19 protein-coding genes and 2 tRNA genes are annotated in these 16,616 nt (G+C 57.7%); 10 read left to right on the top strand and 11 right to left on the bottom strand.

The window, feature by feature from the left end; genetic code table 11:
* Positions 1-241 precede the first annotated feature (241 nt).
* From ACR3FE_RS10530 to ACR3FE_RS10515, 4 genes are all read left to right on the top strand, one after another.
* Positions 242-577 carry a toxin transporter gene (locus ACR3FE_RS10530; RefSeq protein ID WP_458207063.1) on the top strand — a complete coding sequence of 112 codons (336 nt, stop codon included), beginning with the start codon at positions 242-244 and terminating at the stop codon, positions 575-577.
* 558 nt (positions 578-1,135) lie between these two features.
* Complete coding sequence (locus ACR3FE_RS10525; protein WP_458207062.1) at positions 1,136-1,456, top strand: toxin transporter; 321 nt, start codon at positions 1,136-1,138, stop codon at positions 1,454-1,456.
* A gap of 1,464 nt (positions 1,457-2,920) precedes the next feature.
* Positions 2,921-3,241 (top strand): toxin transporter, encoded by a 321-nt coding sequence (locus ACR3FE_RS10520; protein WP_458207061.1) that lies wholly within the window; start codon positions 2,921-2,923, stop codon positions 3,239-3,241.
* 199 nt (positions 3,242-3,440) lie between these two features.
* The gene (locus tag ACR3FE_RS10515) at positions 3,441-3,830 is read left to right on the top strand and encodes an Hsp20/alpha crystallin family protein (protein ID WP_458207060.1); all 390 of its coding nucleotides are present in this window, start codon (positions 3,441-3,443) and stop codon (positions 3,828-3,830) included.
* A gap of 29 nt (positions 3,831-3,859) precedes the next feature.
* On the opposite strand, the gene ACR3FE_RS10510 is transcribed toward ACR3FE_RS10515, so the two are convergent.
* The 3 genes from ACR3FE_RS10510 to ACR3FE_RS10500 form a co-directional block, all read right to left on the bottom strand.
* On the bottom strand, positions 3,860-4,726 hold the full coding sequence (locus ACR3FE_RS10510; protein WP_458207059.1) for an ATP-grasp domain-containing protein: 867 nt from the start codon (positions 4,724-4,726) through the stop codon (positions 3,860-3,862).
* Between the two features lie 161 nt (positions 4,727-4,887).
* Positions 4,888-5,418, bottom strand: coding sequence for a 50S ribosomal protein L16 (locus ACR3FE_RS10505; protein WP_458207058.1), 531 nt, complete (start codon positions 5,416-5,418; stop codon positions 4,888-4,890).
* Between the two features lie 60 nt (positions 5,419-5,478).
* Entirely contained in the window at positions 5,479-6,093 is a 615-nt protein-coding gene (locus ACR3FE_RS10500) for a metal-dependent hydrolase (RefSeq protein WP_458207057.1), read from the bottom strand.
* A 124-nt stretch (positions 6,094-6,217) separates the two neighbouring features.
* On the opposite strand from ACR3FE_RS10500, the gene ACR3FE_RS10495 reads away from it, so the two are divergent.
* The gene (locus ACR3FE_RS10495; RefSeq protein ID WP_458207056.1) at positions 6,218-6,841 is read left to right on the top strand and encodes a DUF2238 domain-containing protein; all 624 of its coding nucleotides are present in this window, start codon (positions 6,218-6,220) and stop codon (positions 6,839-6,841) included.
* Positions 6,842-6,895: 54 nt separating this feature from the next.
* On the opposite strand, the gene ACR3FE_RS10490 is transcribed toward ACR3FE_RS10495, so the two are convergent.
* From ACR3FE_RS10490 to ACR3FE_RS10470, 5 genes are all read right to left on the bottom strand, one after another.
* On the bottom strand, positions 6,896-7,606 hold the full coding sequence (locus tag ACR3FE_RS10490; RefSeq protein ID WP_458207055.1) for a DUF2270 domain-containing protein: 711 nt from the start codon (positions 7,604-7,606) through the stop codon (positions 6,896-6,898).
* A gap of 199 nt (positions 7,607-7,805) precedes the next feature.
* On the bottom strand, positions 7,806-8,000 hold the full coding sequence (locus ACR3FE_RS10485) for a cold-shock protein (RefSeq protein WP_227375513.1): 195 nt from the start codon (positions 7,998-8,000) through the stop codon (positions 7,806-7,808).
* A gap of 110 nt (positions 8,001-8,110) precedes the next feature.
* Positions 8,111-8,632: a gas vesicle protein GvpH gene (gvpH, locus tag ACR3FE_RS10480; RefSeq protein ID WP_458207054.1), complete on the bottom strand. Its 522-nt coding sequence runs from the start codon at positions 8,630-8,632 to the stop codon at positions 8,111-8,113.
* A gap of 149 nt (positions 8,633-8,781) precedes the next feature.
* Positions 8,782-9,594 (bottom strand): DUF2182 domain-containing protein, encoded by an 813-nt coding sequence (locus ACR3FE_RS10475; RefSeq protein ID WP_458207053.1) that lies wholly within the window; start codon positions 9,592-9,594, stop codon positions 8,782-8,784.
* A 207-nt stretch (positions 9,595-9,801) separates the two neighbouring features.
* On the bottom strand, positions 9,802-10,695 hold the full coding sequence (locus ACR3FE_RS10470) for an aldo/keto reductase (RefSeq protein WP_458207052.1): 894 nt from the start codon (positions 10,693-10,695) through the stop codon (positions 9,802-9,804).
* Between the two features lie 127 nt (positions 10,696-10,822).
* Between ACR3FE_RS10470 and ACR3FE_RS10465 the strand changes: the two genes are divergently transcribed.
* Positions 10,823-11,317 carry a DM13 domain-containing protein gene (locus ACR3FE_RS10465; protein ID WP_458207051.1) on the top strand — a complete coding sequence of 165 codons (495 nt, stop codon included), beginning with the start codon at positions 10,823-10,825 and terminating at the stop codon, positions 11,315-11,317.
* A 68-nt stretch (positions 11,318-11,385) separates the two neighbouring features.
* Here the strand turns inward: ACR3FE_RS10465 and ACR3FE_RS10460 are convergent, their stop codons facing one another.
* Both ACR3FE_RS10460 and ACR3FE_RS10455 read right to left on the bottom strand, forming a co-directional pair.
* On the bottom strand, positions 11,386-11,829 hold the full coding sequence (locus ACR3FE_RS10460) for a universal stress protein (protein ID WP_458207050.1): 444 nt from the start codon (positions 11,827-11,829) through the stop codon (positions 11,386-11,388).
* 254 nt (positions 11,830-12,083) lie between these two features.
* Positions 12,084-12,157: transfer RNA gene (locus ACR3FE_RS10455), tRNA-Phe, on the bottom strand.
* Positions 12,158-12,503: 346 nt separating this feature from the next.
* Here ACR3FE_RS10455 and ACR3FE_RS10450 point away from each other — a divergent pair.
* The 3 genes from ACR3FE_RS10450 to ACR3FE_RS10440 all read left to right on the top strand — a co-directional run bounded on the left by ACR3FE_RS10450 (position 12,504) and on the right by ACR3FE_RS10440 (position 16,172).
* A complete protein-coding gene (locus ACR3FE_RS10450) occupies positions 12,504-12,932 on the top strand; it encodes a hypothetical protein (RefSeq protein ID WP_458207049.1) in 429 nt (142 codons plus the stop codon).
* 1 nt (position 12,933) lies between these two features.
* On the top strand, positions 12,934-13,890 hold the full coding sequence (locus ACR3FE_RS10445) for an alpha/beta fold hydrolase (protein ID WP_458207048.1): 957 nt from the start codon (positions 12,934-12,936) through the stop codon (positions 13,888-13,890).
* A gap of 1,886 nt (positions 13,891-15,776) precedes the next feature.
* The gene (locus ACR3FE_RS10440) at positions 15,777-16,172 is read left to right on the top strand and encodes an HNH endonuclease (protein WP_458207194.1); all 396 of its coding nucleotides are present in this window, start codon (positions 15,777-15,779) and stop codon (positions 16,170-16,172) included.
* Here the strand turns inward: ACR3FE_RS10440 and ACR3FE_RS10435 are convergent.
* Positions 16,132-16,205: transfer RNA gene (locus ACR3FE_RS10435), tRNA-Val, on the bottom strand. The two genes, ACR3FE_RS10440 and ACR3FE_RS10435, sit on opposite strands and share 41 nt — an antisense overlap.
* An 85-nt stretch (positions 16,206-16,290) precedes the next feature.
* Between ACR3FE_RS10435 and ACR3FE_RS10430 the strand changes: the two genes are divergently transcribed.
* Positions 16,291-16,560, top strand: coding sequence for a DUF7538 family protein (locus ACR3FE_RS10430; RefSeq protein WP_458207047.1), 270 nt, complete (start codon positions 16,291-16,293; stop codon positions 16,558-16,560).
* The last annotated feature ends 56 nt before the right edge of the window (positions 16,561-16,616 follow it).

Genomic DNA, 16,616 nt, shown 5'->3' with positions numbered 1-16,616 from the left:
AACGTCGTCGCATGTTGCAGAGGCCGGTGCGTTTCGGGTATTTCATTCGTTACTACCGGTTAGGGAGAAATTCGATCGTTCGTAAATCGAGCGAACGGACTCAACGGTGCCGACCATTCATTTAGACCTCACCCGACAGTGCTGATCCGGGTGGGGCGGACGTACACGTCGCTGTATGTCCGGCAGCTTCCTGCCTGGAGAGATACAACCAATGAAAAGAGCACTTCGCGTTATGATCGCGATGGCCGTTCTCACAACGGTCGTCACCGCTGGCTTCAGCGGCGCAGTCGCAGCACAGGACCAAGAAAACGAGATCGACCAAGAACAAGACGCAGAACAGGAAGCCGAAGCTGAAGTCGAGCAGGAGCAGTGGAACTACCAGGCGAACTGGAACAACCAGCAGCAGTTCGGTGCGATTGCGTTCGGCGGCGAGGCTGAGGCCGAGCAGGAGTCCGAGCAGTCGAACTTCAACGTGCAGTACGGCGAAGCGGAAGCTGAGAACGAACTCGAGCAAGAGCAGGAAGCGAACGACAACGAGCAGGAGAACGAAGTCGAAGACGACAACCTGTTCCTCTAAACCGGAACGTGTACGCAGTGAGTTACAATCTTTTGCCATCAACCGAGTACGAAATACAGTACGAGTAGTTTTCAAACGAGGATACGTTCTCCGAACAGAGTAGCAATACCGATACATCGTTGCGGTTGTCGCCCTCACTTCGTGTGATAACGATAACGGTGGCGAGCGAATCTGTATTCGACGTATTAAAGCTTGTTAAGTGGTAGCAGTCAGCACATAAATCACCTGTTACTAGCTACGGGCACTCAGTCAGGCCGGTCGAAAAGGAGGGTAATGGAGAAAATGGCGTCGCCACGTTCGGACGCAATTGGCGGTCTACACCCACATTTTCGGTTACTCTCCAGTAGGTCTGGAGGACACGATTCACAGAATGAGTGAACGGATTCAAACGATACTACCAGTTCATTTACACCCCCCTCGATGCAGTCAACTGGGTTGAGGAGGACGCACACGCTGTTGTATGTCCAGCAGCACACGTTGCTATGTGTCCAGCACCAGCAGTGTCTCTCCCGCCCGGAGAAATAAACCATGAAAAGAGCACTTCGCGTTATGATCGCGATGGCCGTTCTCGCAACGGTCGTCACCGCTGGCTTCAGCGGCGCAGTCGCAGCACAGGACCAAGAAAACGAGATCGACCAAGAACAAGACGCAGAACAGGAAGCCGAAGCTGAAGTCGAGCAGGAGCAGTGGAACTACCAGGCGAACTGGAACAACCAGCAGCAGTTCGGTGCGATAGCGGTCTACGGCGAGGCTGAGGCCGAGCAGGAGTCCGAGCAGTCGAACTTCAACGTGCAGTACGGCGAAGCGGAAGCTGAGAACGAACTCGAACAAGAGCAGGAAGCGAACGACAACGAGCAGGAGAACGAAGTCGAAGACTAACGAATTACGCCAAGCGAACGACGAGGTATTTTTTTGAGATCGAACATCGAAGGCAGTTTTTGAATGCTTACAGCGGAACCGACTGAGCACGGAGGGTACGAATTCAGCTATCGAACCCTCCACCTGTTCAGTCGCCACCGAACCGACGAATTCGGCGGATGTCCAAAACCTTTTGCTTGGGAGGGGCTTACTATCGAGTATGCGACGAGACGACCGCGACGACCCCTTCGACGACCTCTTTCGCGAAATCGAATACGACAGCCTGTTCCTCTAAACACGTAGCGCATACAGAGAGTCATTGTTTTTCACCGGTCGAGCAGCAAACGACGGAGTACGGAAACTGTTCTGTCGCGATTACAGTCTGACAGACCGCTAGTTTCGTTCGGGTTGAAAACGCATCCCAGTGCCTGTTTGACGTCCGCATCAATCTGTTATTGTGACCTCGAAGCAGTCGGGCCGTCATAGCCGAGTCGTTCGCTGACGAGACTCGTCTCAAGCGCGCATCGTCCTCATACTACCGGGGAATCACTCACGCAAACACAGGTGAGAGCCCGGGTGAGTGGAGTCGTCGAAATCAGCGGCAAAGATTCGAGCGGGAATCGACGCCAGAAGAACGGGCAAGCGAGGGTGACAGACGAAGACGGTTCGGCCGGAACGATGACGAGGGGTCGGAACAGCGTATCTCATCCGGCACGAAAAACGGGCTTGATGGCGGTGCAAGTGGGGTCACGCACAGTGTGATTCTCGACAGCGCGAAAGCGGTGGACGCTCGGACTCGGTTGGCGCACCCACGAACCTACCACAAAAGGGGTCATCGCTCGACGGGTCCGACACTCGTTGTATACGGTTAGATTCGATGGACGGCACGACCGCGAACACGATGGTGGTCTGCATCATTGGGACGTACGAGTAGTCGAGTCGTCGATTACGGCAGACGGTTCTCCGAGAAATTCTACGGTGACGGCGAGCCTCGAAAAAGGCAAACGGCTAACTCGGGGTGACATGGTTCCCGAATCGATTCATCCGTGAGAGTACCGTTTCGCTTCGCCTACGGTGTGGTGTAACAACGATATCGGTACCGAATGCATGCAGTATTCGACGTTTCTGAGAAAGGTGTAAGATAACAATCAACAAGGACATCCGTGATTACTGACTGCTGCCATTCAGTTCGACCGTTCGAAAAAGGGGATGATTGAGGGTAATTGGTCGTCTAATCCGAACATAAATTGCCACTGCATCCACGTTCTACGTTACTCGCTGTTTCGTTCTGCTTCACCATTCATGAAAAGGTAAACTGACTCAAACGATACCCTCCGTTCATTTACTCCTCCACCGATGGCCTGAGACGGGTGGGGCGAACAGCACGGTGTCACCGGAGACGGCGTCGCCGTGTGCGTTCGACACAGCGTCTCTCCCGCCCGGAGAGATACAACCATGAAAAGAGCACTTCGCGTATTGGTCGCGATGGCCGTTCTCACAACGGTCGTCACCGCTGGCTTCAGCGGCGCAGTCGTAGCACAGGAGCAAGAAAACGAGATCGACCAAGAACAAGACGCAGAACAGGAAGCCGAAGCTGAAGTCGAGCAGGAGCAGTGGAACTACCAAGAGAACTGGAACAACCAGCAGCAGTTCGGTGCGATAGCGGTCTACGGCGAGGCTGAGGCCGAGCAGGAGTCCGAGCAGTCGAACTCCAACGCGCAGGTCGGCATAGCGGAAGCTGAGAACGAACTCGAGCAAGAGCAGGAAGCGAACGACAACGAGCAGGAGAACGAAGCCGAAGACTAACGAATTACGCCAAGCGAACGACGAGGTATTTTTTTGAGATCGAACATCGAAGGCAGTTTTTGAATGCTTACAGCGGAACCGACTGAGCACGGAGGGTACGAATTCAGCTATCGAACCCTCCACCTGTTCAGTCGCCACCGAACCGACGAATTCGGCGGATGTCCAAAACCTTTTGCTTGGGAGGGGCTTACTATCGAGTATGCGACGAGACGACCGCGACGACCCCTTCGACGACCTCTTTCGCGAAATCGAACGTATGATGAACGATATGATGGGTGGAAACGTGGATATGCAGGTCGATACCGGTGCGTCGGGATTCGGGGCCGACACGCACGTCGACATCCACGAGGATGACGAGTACGTCCGCGTCATCGCCGATCTTCCCGGCGTCGAAAAACAAGACATCAACCTCAAATGCGACGGCGAGATGATGACCATCAGCGCCGTCAGTGACCACCGCGAATACGACGAACGCATCTCGCTTCCGGCACGTGTCGATGAACGGTCCGCGAAAGCGACATACAACAACGGCGTCCTCGAAGTCACCCTCGAAAAGACCGACGAATCGGCGAACATCAGCGTCGAATAGCTGCCGCCGCCGAACCGTCAGGACAACCGTTACCGACCAGTCGCTCGAATCAGCCCTGCGAGACGGTCGTAAAACCCGTTTTCGTATTTCGTCTCCGCGTCGATAGTCGGCCGAGCGTTTGTTTCACCGACGACGATGCGGTCGCCGGTATCGAGCAAATCGACCCCGCAATACGAGATATCGAGCACGTTCGCCGTTCGCTCCGCGATCTCTCTGTGTTCGTCCGGCAGACTGACTCCGCGGGCGGTCGCCCCCCGATGGACGTTGTGTTTCCACCGACCGGACGCGAGTGCATCCTCGGGCAGCCGTCGTTCGACCGCGCCGACGTACTCGCCATCCACGACCATCGCACGGTAGTCGGTCGCGCCGGGGAGAAACTCCTGTACGAGAAACGATTTGTCACCCGTAGCGCGGTAGTCGTGGACGAGGTTCAGGTAGTCCACGACGCCGAGAAAGGAATCGAGGTCGCCGACCTTGGCGATCCCCGTCCCGCGCGTGGTCGAGTTAGGTTTGACGACGACCGGTGGGTCGAACTGTGCGAACACGTCGCGGAGATCGCGGTCCTCGACCGGATTCGAGACGACGACCGTCTTCGGTACCGGAAGTCCCGCTTGCCCGAGTTTGGCGACGACACCACCCTTGTTCCGCGAGGTGAGCACCGCCTCGCGGTCGTTCACCCAGGGTACGGAGAGCAGGGCGTCCACGACGCCACCCTCCATCGCTCGGGAGGGGTAGACGAATCCCATGTCGAACTCGTCGGGGTTCCACGGTGGGTCGGCAAGGTCGAAGGTTCGGGCCTCGCTCGGGACGTGATGGACACGGATGTCCCGCTCGGCGAGGGGGCCTCGCATGCGCTCGAACGTCTCCTCTCGGTACGCGACCGCGAGATCCAGCATCGGACGAGGATTCGTGTGAGAAAACAAAAACGCTCGGGTCGCTGGCGCGACCTCCGGCTTTGGACTGGTGAGGATTTCGTATCGGAAGAAGGGCTTCCATCGAAACGTGATCGTGACGAACCGCAGGCTACCGAGCGTGCCGAACCGAAAGATGAGTCGATTTATGCGACCAGCTTTTCCTCACCGCGCTCGACGACGATCTTGCACGGCGGGGAGATCTTGTTGTACGCACGGCGGAAGGCGTCCTTGACCGTCGCCGCGTCGTCGACTTCACACCACGCGGTGAACAGTCGCTCGCCGGATTGGATCCGTGCTGCGGTGCCGACCGGCTTTCCGAACGCCTGTCGCATCCCGTCGGAAACACGGTCTGCACCCGCACCCGTCGCCTGCTTGTTCTCGCGCAGGACGTGGTGGGGGAACTTACGCAGGATCATCTTGTAGTTCTCCTGCCCGAGCTGCTTGAGCAGGAAACGGTTGGCGGACAGGCGGGAGGCCTCCAGCGCACCGTGGCGGATCTGGCACTCCTCTTCGAGGACGAGCGAGATCTGGACGGGGTAATCGTCCTCGTCGCTGTCCACGTTACCCATCTTGTGCTGTGCGATCTTCGAACCGGGAATACCCGTGATGTACTCGCGTCGCGTGTACGCGGGCTTGTTGATTGCCCGGTACATCGAGGCAGGTTTGTCGGACATGGTTACTACTGAAGTCTGATGGTCAGGCTGTGAATAAACCCTTCGAAGCGCGTTCGCCGCTTACTGGACGAAATCGGCGACGAATCGGTCGGGAACGTAGGCCAGCATCGGATCGGGAACCCGACCGACGAGCCACTCCGCCACGATCACGAATCGTTTGCGGAACAGGGCGTAGACGCCCGAGACGAGAACCGCAGCGACGACGAACGTCTGTATCGTGCCGTCGTGGAGCGCCAGACTCGGGAGTGCGAGGAAGACCCCCAGCGCGAAATCCTCCGGTGCGCCGTCGTACCGAACCCACCGTCGAGGGCGAATCCACCGTCCCCGGAAGTGGTCGTACACCGCCCGCTCGGACTGACCGAGCCACGGCTTCAACTCCAATCCACCGCCGAGGGCGTCCGACGCGGAGTGAACCGCCGCAGCGAGGAGAAAGACCCCGAGTGCGACCGTCCACGCAGTCGGCGCGAGTGCTGCGACCGCGAGCACCGCTACCGCAGCCACCGAGTAGTAGACGGGGAAGTGGAGCGTCTTTCGATGGCCGAAATAGAGGTCGAAGTCCGGGAACAGGCCGCCGACGAGTCCCGCCGAGACCGCGACAGGCGCGAACTCCGGTGCGACGAACAGCGCCGCACTTCCGAGGAGCACGCCGACGAGGGCGTGCGTTGTTGCCATCATTGTGCCAATCGATACGTGATGTCGATATAAACGCTTGTCGGGGCTTGCACAACGGTACCAAATGACGAAGAAACTCGGAGACAGAGCCACCGTTTTTTCCTCTCGGGTTCTACATCCAGTCGAGATGGAGATTGCGAGCGGCCGTCCACAAATGCTGGTCCGAGGGATGCAACTCGCCATCGTGTGCGTCATCGCTATCGGCGTCGCCAGCCGGAACGTCGGCGTGCTGGTGAACGGCGTCTTCGCGCTCGGGGTGACCTTCCTTCCCGCAGTGCTGAGACGCGACTATCGTATCTCTCTCGGCCCTGCGCTGACGTTGTGGATCACCGCTGCCGTCTTCCTCCACGCGATCGGGATGCTCGGTCTCTACGACGTGGTCTGGTGGTGGGACCACCTCACGCACACGCTCTCGGCCACGCTCGTCGCGGGTGTGGGTTACGCGACCGCGCGGGCGTTCGACGAGCACTCAGACGCGGTCTACTTCCCACCGCGATTCATCTTCGTCTACGTTCTCCTGTTCACGCTCGCGTTCGGCGTCGTCTGGGAAGTGCTGGAGTTCGTCGCCCGCGAGTTCGCACGGGCAGCCGGAATGAAACCAGTGCTCATCCAGTACGGTCTCGAGGACACCATCGTCGATCTCATCTTCGACGCCGCAGGTGCGATCCTCGTCGCGCTCTTCGGAAGCGGCGCACTCTCCGGAACCATCGAGACGCTCGTCGCACGATTGAAGCGAAGCGGGTCAGAGTAAAAGGGGAGAAGAGAAGCAGAGAGTTACGAGACGGAAAGTTGCTGGAACGGGAGATCACTCCTCCGAGTAATCCCAGCCGGTCAAATCGTTCGGGATTATCTCGCCGTTGATGTGCCACGTTCGCGGTCGGTACGCGACGACGACGAGGCAGACGTAGAAGGCGAGGACAGCGGCCACGACGACGGTTCCCGGAACCCACTCGATAGCCGCGTTCTGGGGCCAGTTCGCCGTGGAGGAGTACGCCGTCAGATGGAACAGCCATGCGGCGAGCAGGACGAGAAAGAGGTAGAAGTACACCCGACGCAGGCGGTGGGCCATCGCCTCCTCCAGCGAGACCTTCATCTTCGGCGTCCGATAATCCCGGCTCAGCTTCTGTCGCCAGTCGTCGTCCACCACGCCCTCTGAGTCGTCCAGCGCCAGCGCGAACACGTTCTGCTGGAGCATCCGTACCCGTGACCGCCACATGTCGTAGGTACGGTAGCGCCGTGCCTCGATGAGCAGGAAGATGCTCACCATGACGATCGCAAGCAGGACGATGTAGTGTGGATTGTTCGGACTCGAAAACGCCCACGTCAGGATGGCCGCCATCAGCGTGATCGCCCAGTTGCTCGTCCGGTCGAGCCGCTCGCGCCAGAACTTCATCCGGTGGATCTCGCCACGGTAGAGGTGTGCGAGCGCCGAACTCGGACCCATACTCTCCTCGAACAGGCCTCGACCGATCTCTGCGTCCGGGGTCGTCGTCTCGGGGTCTGGTTGGTCACTCATGGGTCACACCGGGGGTACCCCCGTGGTTCGTGGAGGCAGTTTTGCGCGGAAATGTGAAAACTGGTGTGGTTCGAGAGGGAGCGACCGTGCTGGTGAGCGGAGGATTCGGGATCGAAGCCACGAGCTGTGCGCTCGCGAGTAGTTCTAAGTAAAATTGATTCGGTACACTACTGCCGAAGCAGCAAGTGATTCGGTCTACTTACAGGCGGGTAACGTTCGTCGCGCGGGGACCTTTCGGTGCCTGCTCGATGTCGAACTCGATTTCCTGCCCCTCTTCGAGATCGTCGCCGCCAACGTCTTCCATGTGGAAAAACACGTCGTCGTCCGCGTCGTCCGTCGAGATGAAACCGTAACCGCCAGTGTCGTTGAAGAAATCAACTTTTCCTTTCGCCATTGCTTTTGAACAAAGTGCGGGGTGACGGATAAGACTTCCGAGAGGGACGGTACCATGCGGGTTGCGGTAAAAGATACGTGTTCAAGCGTCGAAATCACCCGACACAGTAGCTACGCCGCGGTCACGTGGTCGAGTAATCGGATTCGAACGAAGAGAACACCGTTTTTCAACGTCGCCTCTCTGATGTCGACAGCGTTCTCGGGGAGCGAAACGTGATCGACGATGGTCTCGTTCACGACGACGATGAGCGCAGGGAGTTCCCGGTCGATTCCGACGAACAGTTCGTCTTCACCGACTCCAGGGAGGTCCGCGACGACTCGCAGTTCGTCCTCGGAGCGATACGTGTGTACGTGATACTCGTCCAATCTTGCCGATCGATCCGTTTCGCTCCCGTGCGCCGTCGATTGTCGACTGTCCTGGCCGGATGACGTCTGCTGTTCTTCTGTGTCCGTGAGTTCGTTTACGAGGTCGGTCAGTATCTGAATCGCAGTCTGGATATCGATCTCTGAATTTCTGTGCTGCGACTGGTCGTCATCCTCGAGATCCGAATCGGTGTGCTCGTCGTCGTCCGCGTCGGGCAGATACGGACATGGTATCGTGATACTCTCTCGGTCACACGGTCGTGCGACCATCGACTATACTCACCGGCAAGAATCAAAAAAGCATGGTTAATCATTAACTCCTATTTTAAAGAAACTCGATATTCGATAATCGAACCGAAAGTCGGCGATCACCACCTATCCCCTTCCACAAGTGAGGGATTTGTGCAGTGTCGGATCTATTATAGGGCTCCGATGATCAGCACTGCTAGCCCACCGACTCCGGAGACTACTCCGACAAGTTCCGCCAGTCGCTCACCATTCGGTGCCAGCAGTTCGGTGGATACGACGACCGTGATGCCAGCCATCCAGAGGATGTTCATCGATCCGACGACGACCATGAGACCCATCAGTGCCCAGCAACAGCCGATACTGGCAACGCCGAATCGCCAACCAGAACGCAGGGCGCCGGAGACACCGGGATGGACGCCTTCGACGACGCTGTCCGGTGCTCGGCAGTGTCGCAGATAGCGGCATTTGTACGGCGAGAGCTGGTACGCGGCCAGCAACACCAGCGCACTACCGAAGAGAAGCACACTACTCGCAGTCCCGAGGGAGACGATGGGGAACGCGAGATTGACGGCGAGCGAGACGACACCCGTGAGCGCCCACACGAGCACGAACGTCCCCATCACGACGGTCATCCTCGCTATCTTCACGGGCGTCGTCGCGTCTCGAATCGTGCGATAATACGCCTGGAACGCTGGCGCCGACGAGGGGAACATCATGGCGACCATCATCGTCCCCCAGAGGAGAAGATAGAGCGCTATCCCACGCAGACCGCTCGACAGCGCCATCGCTTCCGGTACCCCCGGCGCTGACATCGTCATCGCAGTGTGAGTTCCCGCCGTCGCCCCCTCGTGCGTTCCCGCCATCGGAAGCCAGCGGTCGACGAGCGCAACCCACGCGAGGAGCGCGAGCAGGTAGGTGGCCACGACGACACCCCAGTATCGTCGACGAAAGATGAACTCCTGTGTCGTGCGTACGATGTGCATAGTACTCTCCGGGTCGGGTCGGACGGGACGACACAGACCGCCCCCTATATCCCGTCCACCCTTTCCCCGTCTCCAAGAGTAGAGACGACAGCGTTCAGCATAAGCCTACTCTGACCGCCGAAAACACGATGTCGCTATCGGGCCACCGTCGGTCACGTCGCCGCCAGTGACCGTCGATTCGAAAGGTCGGGGCTTCGACAGCGTAACTTACGGACTCGGAACCGGGGAATCGCGCTCCCGTGCAGCTTCGACGAGCGACTCCTGTTCGTCCGCACTCAGTGGTTCGTAGTCAGATGCGGCGTCGAGGATCGCCGGAACGAGTTCCGGGTCGCCTGCGTTCGTGATGGTGGTCATCCCCTGCGAGAGGGCAAATCGCAAGCAGGCAATGAGTGATTCTGTCTCGTCGTAGGGTTCGTACCACGTGTTGTACGGGCGGTCGTCAGCGTCGAGGTCGTCCGGCCACGGCCCCTTTGCAAAGGCTTTGATACCCAGGGTGCCGATGTCGCGTTCCTCGGCGAAATCGCGTACCGCCTCGTAGTCGTACTCCGGCCCATCCTTGCTCAGTAGGGTATAGTTCATCGGGAACATCACCGTCTCCAGGCCATCGATGCGTTTCATCGCCGTCCGGATGACGCTCGGGTCGCCGTGGCTCGTCAGACCGATGTGATCGATGAGACCGTCCTGTTTGGCGTCCTCGAACGCGGCCAGCGCACCGGGGTCGTCGCCGTTCGCGCCCTGCCCTTCGCCGACGATGGTTTCGAGTTCGTCGTATCGCGTCACCGCGTGAAACTGGTAGAGATCGATGTGGCCGGTGTCGAGGCGCTCCAACGATCTGTGAAGTTCGCCCCACGCACCGTTGTAGGTTCGTTCCTGGGACTTACAGCCGAGGAAGATGTCGTCGCGGTGTTCGCCGAGTTTCGGCGCGAGTTTCAGCTCCGCATCGCCATAGGTCGGGGCGACGTCGAAGTGGTTGACGCCCGCTGCGAGCACATCTTCGACCATCTCGTTCGCTGCCGACTGCGGGAGGAAATCGAGTGCGATCGCACCGAACGTGAGGATGGAACTGTCGTGACCAGTGGTGCCGAGTGGACGGGTCTCCATATCGGTGGAACGTAGCCAAGGGACAAAAATTTCCGCCACGATTCTCCCCAGTTCGATGGAAGAATTGGAACGGATTTGGTACACATTCTAAAAAACGAATATCTTCCCCGGTGACGTCCCTCTCTCCATGAAACGACGTTCACTGCTCCTCGTTGGCTTGACGGTCATCGGCGTGCTGGCGGTCGGCTACGCCGTCTCGGGATACTTCCTGCCAGAACAGTCTACCATCGTCGATGAACCTGCGGCCTCGGACGGATCTGCACAGGTGCTCAAACAGGGCTCGTTCTCCGGAAAGGCCGGGCATCAGGTGTCGGGAACGGTCTCATTACACCAAGATGCAGACGGCTACTACCTTCGGTTCGAGAACTACCAGCAGACACAGGGGCCGGACGTTTACGTCTACCTGACCGAAGCGAGCGACCCCGACACGAACGCCGAGATTCGAGCCGGACAGAAGGTGCTGATCGACGGCGGTGCGGAGGGTGGCGAAAGTACGAAAGAAGGAACCTTCACGCAGCGATTGCCAGCGGATCTCGACCCGGCGCGATACGACGGGGTTGCAATCTGGTGTGATCGGTTCTCGACGCCCTTCGGAAGCGCCCCGCTCGATCCGGTCGAGTGAGGGTTCTGGGTTCGACCACTCGACGATGCTGCTGGCGCCCATCTCGTCCGCTCGAACATTCTCTGGTTTCAAACCACACGGACAGGGATGTCGGAGTGGCCGAGAACGCGCTTCGTCGTCGAGCCGACGAGCGGCTTGTCTGGGTCAGACCGTCCCCGCCGTCCCATCACCACCAGATCGACGTCGTGGTCGTGGACGTACTCGATAATCTCGTTTTCCGGGATGCCCGATTTCACGACCGTGACACACTCGACACCGCTTTCGTCTGCTCGTTCTTTCACCTCGTTCACGAATGCTTTTCCCTTCTTCTCCAGTCGCTGTCGAGTTTCCTTGATGTCGCTCGGCGTCGCGACGAAACCCGCATCGCCCATGTCCATCACGTAGAGCGCGTGTACCGTCCCACCGCGCTCTCTCACGAGTTCGACCGCCTGTTCGACCGCGCGTTTCGCTGCTTTGCTCCCGTCCGTCGGTACCAACACGTGCTCGTACGTTACCTCCCCCATTTCATCCATACAGGCTTCTTCGACCCGGTAGATAATGAAACGCTATCACCGTTCTCGAACGTCAGGTTTCGAACTCGGGGTGGAGGATTCTCTCGCCACTTCGAACGCGAAAGCCGTCTTTACGAAACGACATCCTGCACGTCCGGATGGTCGAGACACCCTCGGAGTTCGGACGGGAGGTCGGAGACGGGCATATCGCGGATAGTTCCACGGTTCGGAATTCAGCCTCCTCGCTATCGCTCGTCGTGTCGAATTCCGAAAAGTGCCGCCTCCCGGATTTGAACCGGGGACAGCTCGATCTTCAGTCGAGTGCTCTCCCAGTCTGAGCTAAGGCGGCGCACTCGGAAGGAAGCGCATGGGACAAAAAAGGATTTCGAAATGCGCCGGAGGGCGTGCGGTCGGCGGAAATTCGCCCCATACCCCCACAGTCAGCAGACACAAGCCATTTATCGCCAGTCGTGATAGTTCGTAACATGGGCGATCCGGCCTGCTATCTCGAGTTCTGTCCTGTGTGCGACGCGCAAGTGACGATGGTAGACGACGAGTGCCCCGACTGCGGGGCGTCGCTTTCCGACGACGAGTAAGCCGGGCCTAACCGGTCGCTGTTTTCGAGGCAGACCAAACGGATTGATTATGCTATTTTTTATCACTGTCCCCGTTGTCCCTGGCTTCGGGGGGAAGTCATGAACGACACAGACCTCGCTAGTCACGAGTGGTGGGAACACTACAAAGAGACGGTGAACAGCGACCCCGAGATGCAGGTTCGGGGGCACGACAAGTTCGATGACAACTTCTACGTCGAGATCGGTGACGAGCGATTCCTCATCGAGATGGATGGCGGCACGGTGCGAGAGGTGACACCGAACCCGGTGCTGAACGATCGCTGGACGTTCGGCGTCGAAGGCGACCGCGAGGCGTGGGAGGAGTTCGTCCAGGAGACGCCGCCCGCGTTCAACCACGAGATTATCGCCTCGCACTATCGAAGTGCGGTTCGGAACGAAGAGGGGCATCTCATGATGACCGGCGACAACAAGAAGATCTTCCAGAACCTGCGACCGTTCCAGCGCGCACTCGACCTGATGCGGGTCGCACACAACAACGGAGGGAGCTAATATGGCCGAGCCAGGAACCATCGAACCGATCACCGGAAAGTACGTCCACGCAGAAGTCGGTGGGGTAGACCACCGGATCTACTTCGAGGAGAACGGCCCCGAAGACGGCATTCCACTCCTCTGCCAGCACACGGCTGGCAACAACTGTCAAGAGTGGCGGCACGTCCTCACCGACGAGGAGATCACCGACGAGTTCCGCGTCATCGCCCACGACCTGCCGTATCACGGTAAATCGGTGCCGCCGACCACCCAGTCGTGGTGGGAAGAAGATTACAAGATGACGGGCAAGCAGTTCGCCGAGACGCTCGTCGCTCTCGCCGACGCACTCGAACTGGACGACCCGATCTACATGGGGTCGTCGATGGGTGGAAACATCACGCTCGAACTCGCCGACTGGTATCCGGATCGGTTCCGGGCGCTCATCGGATTGGAGTGTGGCGCGTACAGCCCAGGGTTCTACATCGACTGGTTAGACCACCCGCACGTCAACACGACCGAGGTGAACGCTTACTCCTGTTGGGGTTTGATGGCACCACAGAGTCCGGAGCAGGCACGCCGAGAGACGATGTACCTCTACGAGCAGGGGGCGAACGGCGTGTTCAAAGGCGACCTGTACTACTACTCCGTCGACCACGACTACCGCGACAAACTCGACGAAGTGAACGCTGAAGAGTGCCCACTGTACATCGTCAACGGCGAGTACGACTACCTTACCACGCCGGAAGACGGCAGAGAGACGGCGAAAGGCGTCGGCGAGGGAGCAACTGCAGTCGAGATGGCGGAGATCGGTCACTTCCCGATGAGCGAGCACCCCGAACTGTTCAACGCCTATCTGAAAGAGATCCTCGGCGACATTACGGGTGACCGAGAGGGCAAGCTCCCGAGCGTCATCACACCGGACGACGTAGGGATCGAACTGCACCCGCCCGCACCCGCACGAGAAAAACCCGCGGAGTAATCGCAGCGCATCGCCCTCCGTTTTTCATCGAGAAATCCACGTTACAGGTAGTACGTCACTATTTATCGAATGGTAACCGGTGAATACCGCGGTGGGGGGAAAGCTTATTGCGACACGGTTCTGCAGTCCGGTCGTACCCGATGGTGCAAGAGAACACAGAGCATTGTGCTGACTGCCTGGAACGCGAGACCGACGGTGGCGTCGAGCTGTACGACCCAGACAACGAAGACGCGTGGATCTGGTCCAATACCGGCGTCGAGCTCGTATGGAAAGCGTAAGGCCGTCCGCACCCTCCTCCAACAGATAGCGACACGCTCCCCACCCCAAACAGCGAATGGTGCCGAAATCGACCGCCGGTCGAAACGACCGACTCCGACAGTGATTTCGGAAACGAGACCGTACGGATAGGTATGCGTCAAAAACTGGTCAAAAGCGTCAAGTTCGCAATCGTCCTGTTCGTCGTCATCGAACTCGCCGCACTGGTCGAGTGGGCCTCGAACGAGGGCTACTTCTAAACGAGCCAGTCGACTGCATTCATTTTGAGGAGTGGATGGATTTGATACCTGGAGGGAATAGCGACGGGAGAGGTGCGATCGAATAGAGATAATCTACACCACCATGATTTTCCGAATCGGCGCTTAGGAAGCCACAAGAGATGCACTCGAAACTCTTGTCAAAGTCTACACCGCAGTAGTCGACCGAGAGAGGAGCTACAAAAGCAGAGTGTACATTCGAAACAGAAGGATCACCGAAAGCGACGAGGTCGAGAGGACGGCCAAACCACTACTCATGGAGTAGAGGCCGTCTATCGACCGAATCATGATTAATAAATGTCAGAGTGTAGTGATCCACACAATACCCCACAATCAAGTGATAGAACCGATTTGTACCGTTATTAAATCAGCTTGAATTCACGAAGCACGTTCGAAGCCGTTGCGGGCATCAGCCCGAAATTCGGTTGATTTCGCAGGAAAGACACGCCGAAAAGCAGATCTTCTGGAAATCGGAACACTCGACGAACCACGGCATCGAAAATGCTGAAACACCCGATATGACCGAAGAAACCGGAGGTGTACCGTCGAATTCTGTTTTTCGGGACGAGATCAACTCCCATCAGTCCGTGACGCGACGATCACACGTTGTTCTGAAACAGCGATGTAGAGCCTCTCCCAAGAGATATCGAAACATAACTTGACTAGGTCGATAGCCATCTACCACCGCGTAAGCGGGCCAGATGTAATTTCGAAAACGACGGTCTACACCCCCTATTGTACGGTGAATTCCCGGAGTACAGTCGATCTGTACACCGTCGTTTTCGAGCGGGACACGCGGCACTCGCCGATGAAGGGGGGAAGAAATGGGGTGTGCCTTCTGTTCGACGTGATATCTTCATCGATGCATCTCGGGCTGGAGTACACTCTTTACTCCTGAGTTGATTTGTCGTGAATACGTAGTTGCAGTCCTTCGAGCAATTGGTTTTGACTCAGTGCAAGACCGTTTTTATCGCACCCGATGGGTGGGCGCGAACGGACATCTCGTACCTGCAACGGTGAATGTTCGATGGAATCAGTCGAGTGTACCCAATGTGGAAAGTCGTATCGCGTAAAACCCTGCAAAGTCCAGCAGACGAAATACTGCTCAAGGATGTGCCAGACAGAAGCCCAGAAACGACGTATCACGAACGCTTGTGAACAATGCGGTGAGACGTACCAGATACGACATTGAGGTCCGAGACGACACGGTTCTGCAGTCGTACCTGCAAGGACGCTCACAGACACGACCACTCCAGTCGCCAGCTCATCGCATGTTCCTGGTGTGATACCGAGGTCGAACGATCGCCATACGAGGTAGCCACCTACGAGAACCACTTTTGCGATGAGGAATGCATGGGCGAATGGCGAAGTAGAAACATCGTCGGCGAGAACAATCCCAGTTGGAACGGTGGAACATACACGGAATTTGGCTCAAATTGGTTCCGTCTCCGTGAACAGGTTCGAGAACGAGACGAAGTGTGTCAAGTCTGCTGCGAAGACGGGTCGAACCACATGCTCGATGTACACCACATCGTTCCTCGAACTGAATTTGAGGTGGTAGAACACTCGAACACGCTATACAATCTCGTTCTGCTTTGTCGAAGCTGTCATAAACGAGTTGAACACAGATCGATCCCCTGCCCGCATCCAGAAACAGAATCTCCGGGTATTTCGGACGTAATAAGACGATTTATAATTTTATTTCAGATGGGTTCGGACGGATTCGAACCATCGATCTCGGCCTTGTAAAGGCCGCGTCATAACCAACTAGACCACGAACCCGTATCCGGGAAAAATAACTCCGGGGGAATAACTGTTACTTTCTCGTTTTCGTAACGACTACCATCATCGCTAGCAATCCGCAGGTATGGACGACTCGCTCTCCGCGCTCAGCGAGCAGGACGGCTGGAAGGTAGACGAGTTCGCTGCCAGAGTCCACTATCGCGGCGCGGACGACTACTACAGCATCGAGTTCTACCAACCCAGTCAGTGCGTGCTCTACTGGAAGGTCAAAGGCGACGGCGAGATGGCCGTTCCGGTCGGACGCAACACGGTTCCCGCGCCCCTGCGCGACCGCGTGCGACAGGATTTGGCCGAAGCGGGAATCGACCCCGAGATCGAAGACCGAAACCTGTAACTATCGATACCACAGCATGGCTTTAGAACAGGTGAAAATTTTACCGTGATTCGGTG

Source organism: Haladaptatus rarus (assembly GCF_054177585.1).
The sequence above is the reverse complement of the archived record's forward strand: the minus strand, read 5'-3'. Positions and strand labels throughout refer to the sequence as shown.

Bases quoted from the DNA above. Each gene is read 5' to 3' on its own strand.
- ACR3FE_RS10505 (WP_458207058.1), bottom strand. From the start codon at position 5,418: ATGTCCGACAAACCTGCCTCGATGTACCGGGCAATCAACAAGCCCGCG.
- ACR3FE_RS10500 (WP_458207057.1), bottom strand. From the start codon at position 6,093: ATGATGGCAACAACGCACGCCCTCGTCGGCGTGCTCCTCGGAAGTGCG.
- ACR3FE_RS10430 (WP_458207047.1), top strand. From the start codon at position 16,291: ATGGACGACTCGCTCTCCGCGCTCAGCGAGCAGGACGGCTGGAAGGTA.
- ACR3FE_RS10465 (WP_458207051.1), top strand. From the start codon at position 10,823: ATGAAACGACGTTCACTGCTCCTCGTTGGCTTGACGGTCATCGGCGTG.
- ACR3FE_RS10470 (WP_458207052.1), bottom strand. From the start codon at position 10,695: ATGGAGACCCGTCCACTCGGCACCACTGGTCACGACAGTTCCATCCTC.
- ACR3FE_RS10440 (WP_458207194.1), top strand. From the start codon at position 15,777: ATGGGCGAATGGCGAAGTAGAAACATCGTCGGCGAGAACAATCCCAGT.
- ACR3FE_RS10525 (WP_458207062.1), top strand. From the start codon at position 1,136: ATGGCCGTTCTCGCAACGGTCGTCACCGCTGGCTTCAGCGGCGCAGTC.
- ACR3FE_RS10460 (WP_458207050.1), bottom strand. From the start codon at position 11,829: ATGGATGAAATGGGGGAGGTAACGTACGAGCACGTGTTGGTACCGACG.
- ACR3FE_RS10530 (WP_458207063.1), top strand. From the start codon at position 242: ATGGCCGTTCTCACAACGGTCGTCACCGCTGGCTTCAGCGGCGCAGTC.
- ACR3FE_RS10520 (WP_458207061.1), top strand. From the start codon at position 2,921: ATGGCCGTTCTCACAACGGTCGTCACCGCTGGCTTCAGCGGCGCAGTC.
- gvpH (WP_458207054.1), bottom strand. From the start codon at position 8,632: ATGGTCGCACGACCGTGTGACCGAGAGAGTATCACGATACCATGTCCG.
- ACR3FE_RS10490 (WP_458207055.1), bottom strand. From the start codon at position 7,606: ATGAGTGACCAACCAGACCCCGAGACGACGACCCCGGACGCAGAGATC.
- ACR3FE_RS10450 (WP_458207049.1), top strand. From the start codon at position 12,504: ATGAACGACACAGACCTCGCTAGTCACGAGTGGTGGGAACACTACAAA.
- ACR3FE_RS10485 (WP_227375513.1), bottom strand. From the start codon at position 8,000: ATGGCGAAAGGAAAAGTTGATTTCTTCAACGACACTGGCGGTTACGGT.
- ACR3FE_RS10515 (WP_458207060.1), top strand. From the start codon at position 3,441: ATGCGACGAGACGACCGCGACGACCCCTTCGACGACCTCTTTCGCGAA.
- ACR3FE_RS10475 (WP_458207053.1), bottom strand. From the start codon at position 9,594: ATGCACATCGTACGCACGACACAGGAGTTCATCTTTCGTCGACGATAC.
- ACR3FE_RS10510 (WP_458207059.1), bottom strand. From the start codon at position 4,726: ATGCTGGATCTCGCGGTCGCGTACCGAGAGGAGACGTTCGAGCGCATG.
- ACR3FE_RS10445 (WP_458207048.1), top strand. From the start codon at position 12,934: ATGGCCGAGCCAGGAACCATCGAACCGATCACCGGAAAGTACGTCCAC.
- ACR3FE_RS10495 (WP_458207056.1), top strand. From the start codon at position 6,218: ATGGAGATTGCGAGCGGCCGTCCACAAATGCTGGTCCGAGGGATGCAA.